Source organism: Spirulina sp. CS-785/01, assembly GCF_028330525.1.
Lineage (GTDB): Bacteria > Cyanobacteriota > Cyanobacteriia > Cyanobacteriales > Spirulinaceae > JAQMSD01.
In genome coordinates this window covers 1-5,168 of the sequence record NZ_JAQMSD010000226.1, presented here as the reverse complement: position 1 = coordinate 5,168, position 5,168 = coordinate 1, and the positions used below count along the sequence as shown (strand labels likewise).

The window sequence follows — 5,168 nt, the reverse complement described above, 5'->3', positions numbered from 1 at the left end:
GGCTAAGTTATTTTGCGTCGTTGCCCATTGTTCGGGAAAGGCGGTGCGGGTATAGACTTCTAAAGCGGCTTTGTAGGCAGCGATCGCCTGTTCGAGGTTCTCGGCTCGCTCTCCCCGGATGCGGTATAGGTAGGCATTGGCTAAGTTATTTTGCGTCGTTGCCCATTGTTCGGGAAAGGCGGTGCGGGTATAGACTTCTAAAGCGGCTTTGTAGGCAGCGATCGCCTGTTCGAGGTTCTCGGCACGCTCTCCCCGGATGCGGTCACTGTAGGCAGCCGCTAAGTTATTTTGCGTCGTTGCCCAATCTTGGGGATATTTTTCTTGGGTGAACACAGAGGAAACCGTTGTATAACCTGCGATCGCAATTTCTAAATTATCGGCACGTCTGCCTAACGGGAATTGTTGAATTAAATTCGCAAAATTAACAATATCTGCGGCAATATTAAAGGCTCGATTTTCCTCAATTTCGCTGAAAGTGTGACTTGCCCATGCTTGCAAGATTTGAGCAAAGGTTTCATCAAGTTTATCGGTATTCTGTTGCAGCAAAGGATAAACCACAGAGGGATCGCCATTACTGTCTGAAGTCGCTTGCAACACCTCCCCTAAAAACCGCAAATACTCCTCCGGTGTCCCCTCGGCCTGAGTTTCCCTCCCTTCCCCCTCAGCCGACTGGAGATAGTTCGCCACCTGTTGCGCGACATTGAGCAGAAAAGCCGCTTCATTTTCCCGTCCTTCCCCCTGCAACTGTTCCGCCACCTGCCCACAGACCAACACAAACCCCTCATCAATCAATTCCTGATGGTTTTGGAGGACTTGGCCTTCTTCCCCACCCGGACAGGAGAATAAGTCTTGAATGAGGGAGAGATAGGCTTGGATGCGTTGTTCATTCATGGCACAAAGACAGATGGAGGTCGATATTGCTAGTTTAATCTAGAGACTGAGAGAAATGCCACTGCGAGAAACCGGGTTTCTATCTTCATTGGACTCTCTCACCGTTTCCCCCTCATGGAGTAGAGAAACCCGGTTTCTGAATGCTCACAGGGCTGACGACAAACCAAATACTCCCCCAAATAGGAACTCTCTCACCGTCTTTTCGTCGGGTGAGAGAGAAGTCGGCGCGAAATGCCTTGTTTTTCTATTGCTGACACACAATGGCAAACTTTAATGGCATTTGCCCGGCATCAAACAACCGCACTTCTAGCAAATAAGGTTGTCCAACCTGCCAGTCTGACAGTTCAACGCTCAAATGTCCCGCATAGGAGCGTTGGGCTGTAATAGACTCTTGGTTAGCTTGCAGCGTCAAACAGCCTCCTTTGGGTAACTGAACTCGGACGCGCAAGGGTTGACGACTAAAGCGGTTGGTTTGGTTGGGGGTTTCTGGGTTATAGTCCGCCCGCAAATGAACCACTCCCACATTAGTTTCCCACAATCGCTCCACTTCTCGTGACCGAGGAGAGAGCATAAGGGTTAAGGTGTCGAGAATTTCTTTCGCCACCAACAACGAGACTGCCATTTGTTGTTCCAATGTGGCCTCTTGATAATTAGCAGGTAAAATGGCTGCTAATTTTTGACGCTGACGTTGTTTTTCTTCGTGGGATAGTCGGGCAGGGGCGAAACTGGTTGAAAGGCGAATCCGTTCAACCATCTCATTGAGAACCCGCGCATAGTCGGGGAACAGTTCTTGCACGGCTTTAACCATTTTGGCACTAGGGGGACGGATCATCCCCATGGTGTCTGTACAGGCATCAAGCAGTGAAGCCAGTACCGTTTCCGGAATTGCCACTGGCATAAGATTAGCCACTTGAGGCAACCACATTTGACGGGAAAAGGCTGGTATTGCGTCCTCTGAGATATCAGGTTCGTATTCCGTCAACTCTGTTTCCCAAGGAAAAAGCGGTGGCTGGTTTTCGATTTGCGTGTGGAGTTTGCGCTTGAGTAGCGCGTAAAAGCGTTTTTGCACGAGTGGTATTTCTCCCATAGCGAAAGGTTGAGGGTTGAATTCAGGGTCATCAAGTTCGGAAGATGCCTGATGAAAGTCCTCTTCCTCCCAATCTAGGGGGTCTAGTTTTTCGATCTCCCAATCTGTCATTGATTCTCCAGGTTGGGGTGTTTCAAAATCCCCATAATCTTCAAAGGAGGATGGATTTGTACGAGTGCTGGATGAGTCTTGTAGCCAATTGAGTATTTGGTGATACAGACTATCCAAGTTTTGATTCATGTCACTATTCATCTTGAGATGCCCCCAATCAGGATACTGAACGATTCCGAATGTCCCAGGCCAGTTCGAGTAGTTTGAACCATTGTTTTTCGGTTTGGGTTTCGGTAAGTGAGAGTGTTTTGGCGATTTCGGCGATGGGTTTCCCTTGTTGTTTGTCCGCAAGGAGTTGCGCTTGTTCAGGAGAAAGTTGGTTTTGGAAGGTTTGCCACTCTTGGGGGGTGAGGCCGAGGTTGTGATCTAAGTCGGCCTCTAGCCATTGATGGACTAATTCCCAACGATGGGAGAGGGCAAAGCGGATCAGGTGGTATTTAAAACGCTGTTGCAGGTAGTCCCGTTGTCGGGGGGTGATGCCTAAGATTTCTTCGATTTCGCTGGTGGAGAGGTCTTTGAGTCGCAGAATAAAGTAGTCGATGCAGTCGTTTTGTTTGCGACTTTCGAGGTAGTCGATCAATTCTTGAATGATGGTTTCCCGGAGGGAGTTGTCGGGGGTGTCGTCTTGGTTATCGACGAGGATAGAGCGCAGTTGTTGGATGGTGGGATCGGTGCGATCGCTCTCCCCATCTCCATATCCTCCTTCGGCAGCACTATCCATGTCGATGGACGCTTCGGGGGGTTGTTTTTGGGAGAAGGTTTGGGCCCGGAGAATGATCAGTTGTTGCGATCGCCGCCTGGGAAGGGGAATACGTCGCTTGGCGTACCGTTCACAAAAGGCCATATATTCGGCTAATTCCAACAAGGTCCGGGGGCTATAGGTTAAGCTCAAATGGGTTTCTTTACGGAAGTTATTTAAGGCTTCTACATAAAACCCTTGTAAAAAGTCCTCAATGAGCGTAATTCTCCCCTGATAAGTATTTGAGCCTTGAGGCGGGGAAATATAGCGATAGACTATGGCACTGAGTAAACTTTGTAATTCTACTCGGCCTTGATGAGACCCCAGTTTATAGTACCGGAGGCATTGTTTAACCCGATGATTGGCTAAGGTTTTCGCCCAACTCTCTACCTCCCCCGAGGCTTGAATTCGGCGGCTTTCGGTGCAAACGCGCTCCACTTCTTCGGTTAGGCGATGCGCAACGTCTTTACAGTTGCGATCGGAAGCTCGCGTATTTTGCCTGAGTTGGCGATAAATAAATTGAAACGTTGTCTCCACGGCTCGGTCGTTTATCCCTCACCTGATGAACCAGATTTACTTTCTCTATGACCGTAACACAATCTCACAAGTAGGGTTGTTGGCTAGAACAAGTTAGCTTGTTCCACGTAAACAGTAATTACTGTCTGAAGGGAACAGGGAATAGTCTCCGTCTTGCTCCATGAGGGAGGGGTTCTCGATTTGGCTTCAGTTCCGTGTTAGTTGATAATAGGGGAAGGTAAGCTCATGAGATTACTCGATCGCAGTTCCCCGTTTAAGAATAATGGCGATAAAATTCCGGAAACCCGTGTTAATTGGTGGTGTTGGTTTATCTTTTGGCCTCTCTCTCTGGTGGTTGCTTCAGCCGTCTTTGGGGGAGGTGAAGGAGTTGGGGTTGATGGGGGTGATGTTATTGGGGGGTGGCCTCTGGTGGTGGAAACAAGGCCGCTCCCCTTCGGTAACGCTTCCTCCCTCTCCCGCTAAAATTACTCAAAAAGAGGTAGAAGGGGCAATTCAACAGGGTTACACCCTTCTAGAAACGTTGACGCAGGAAGCTCCAGACGCTGATATTACGGACTTAAAGGCGGCGTTAGGGGAAATTAGACCAAAATTAGATCGGGAGGGGCTAAAACTGGCGATCGCTGGCTCTCCTCTCACAGGCAAAACCGCCCTACATCAAGCCTTAACCCAAGTTTCCCTTCCTGATCCTCTCACCTGGCGGGAAGGTCCCGTTGAGGGAGAGTTCACTGATGAGGATTTAATGATTTTTCTCACCTCTGGGGATTTAACCGAGTCGGACTTACAACGGCTCAAACACCTGAAACATCAGCATCAGCGTGTTATTTTAGCCTTTAATAAACAAGATCGTTATCCCCCCGAAGAAAAAGCCTTAATTCTGCAACAGTTACGCTGGCGGACCCAAACTATACTCTCCCCCCAAGATATTATCCCCCTGGCGGCGGCCCCGGCCCCGGTGAAAGTGCGACAACATCAAGCCAACGGGGAAATACGGGAATATTGGGAAGACCAAAAGCCAGAGATTGAGGAATTGCGCGATCGCGTAACCACCATCCTCAGCCAAGAAAAAACCGCCCTCATCACCGCCACCACTTGGCGAGAAGCCCTCCAACTCCAAACCCAAATCCAAACACGCTTAAATCAAGTAAGGCGCGATCGGGCCATGCCCATCATTGAAAAATACCAATGGATCGCCGCCACCGCCGCCTTTGCCAACCCCGTCCCCACCCTAGACCTACTGGCCACCGCCGCCATTAACGCCCAACTGGTCATCGATCTAGGCAAATTATACCAACAAAAAATCACCCTCGCCCAAGCCCAAACCGCCACCGGAACAATCGGCCAACTCATGGTAAAACTAGGACTGGTCGAACTCTCCTATAAAGCCATCAGTCCCCTACTCAAAAGTAACACCGTCACCTATATTGCCGGAGGAGTCCTCGAAGGCGTGAGTGCCGCCTATTTTACCCGTTTAGCCGCCCTCAGCATCATTGAATATCTCCAAGAACAAACCATCAACCCCAACAGCGAAACCGGGTTTAACCTCGATCAACTCAGCGAAAAACTCCAACAAGTCTTCCACCACAACCAACGCAACCAATTTTTCCGCCAATTTGTCCCCCAAACCATGAAGCGGTTAGCAGTTGATAGTTGATAGTTGTTCTTTGTTGTTTGTGAACAAGGGAACAGGGAATAGGGAACTCCGGAACTGGGAACAGGGAATCGGGAATCGGGAATCGGGAATCGGGAATAATATATATTTTTTTGTTTTCCCCATCTCTCCCATCTCCCCCATCTCCTCCATCT

4 protein-coding genes are annotated in these 5,168 nt (G+C 49.3%); 1 reads left to right on the top strand and 3 read right to left on the bottom strand.

The window, feature by feature from the left end; translation table 11 throughout:
• The 3 genes from PN462_RS14800 to hetZ all read right to left on the bottom strand — a co-directional run.
• The coding region (locus PN462_RS14800; RefSeq protein ID WP_272129309.1) for a tetratricopeptide repeat protein at nt 1-891 on the bottom strand (891 nt) is incomplete at its 3' end.
• 244 nt (nt 892-1,135) lie between these two features.
• Nucleotides 1,136-2,089, bottom strand: coding sequence for a hypothetical protein (locus tag PN462_RS14795; RefSeq protein WP_272129307.1), 954 nt, complete (start codon nt 2,087-2,089; stop codon nt 1,136-1,138).
• Nucleotides 2,090-2,246: 157 nt separating this feature from the next.
• On the bottom strand, nt 2,247-3,365 hold the full coding sequence (gene hetZ, locus PN462_RS14790) for a heterocyst differentiation protein HetZ (RefSeq protein WP_272129304.1): 1,119 nt from the start codon (nt 3,363-3,365) through the stop codon (nt 2,247-2,249).
• A gap of 262 nt (nt 3,366-3,627) precedes the next feature.
• Between hetZ and PN462_RS14785 the strand changes: the two genes are divergently transcribed.
• Nucleotides 3,628-5,016 (top strand): slr1306 family protein, encoded by a 1,389-nt coding sequence (locus PN462_RS14785; RefSeq protein WP_272129302.1) that lies wholly within the window; start codon nt 3,628-3,630, stop codon nt 5,014-5,016.
• Nucleotides 5,017-5,168: the final 152 nt, after the last annotated feature.

Coding starts and splice junctions, on each gene's coding strand:
- PN462_RS14795 (WP_272129307.1), bottom strand. CDS start 2,089: ATGACAGATTGGGAGATCGAAAAACTAGACCCCCTAGATTGGGAGGAA.
- PN462_RS14785 (WP_272129302.1), top strand. CDS start 3,628: ATGGCGATAAAATTCCGGAAACCCGTGTTAATTGGTGGTGTTGGTTTA.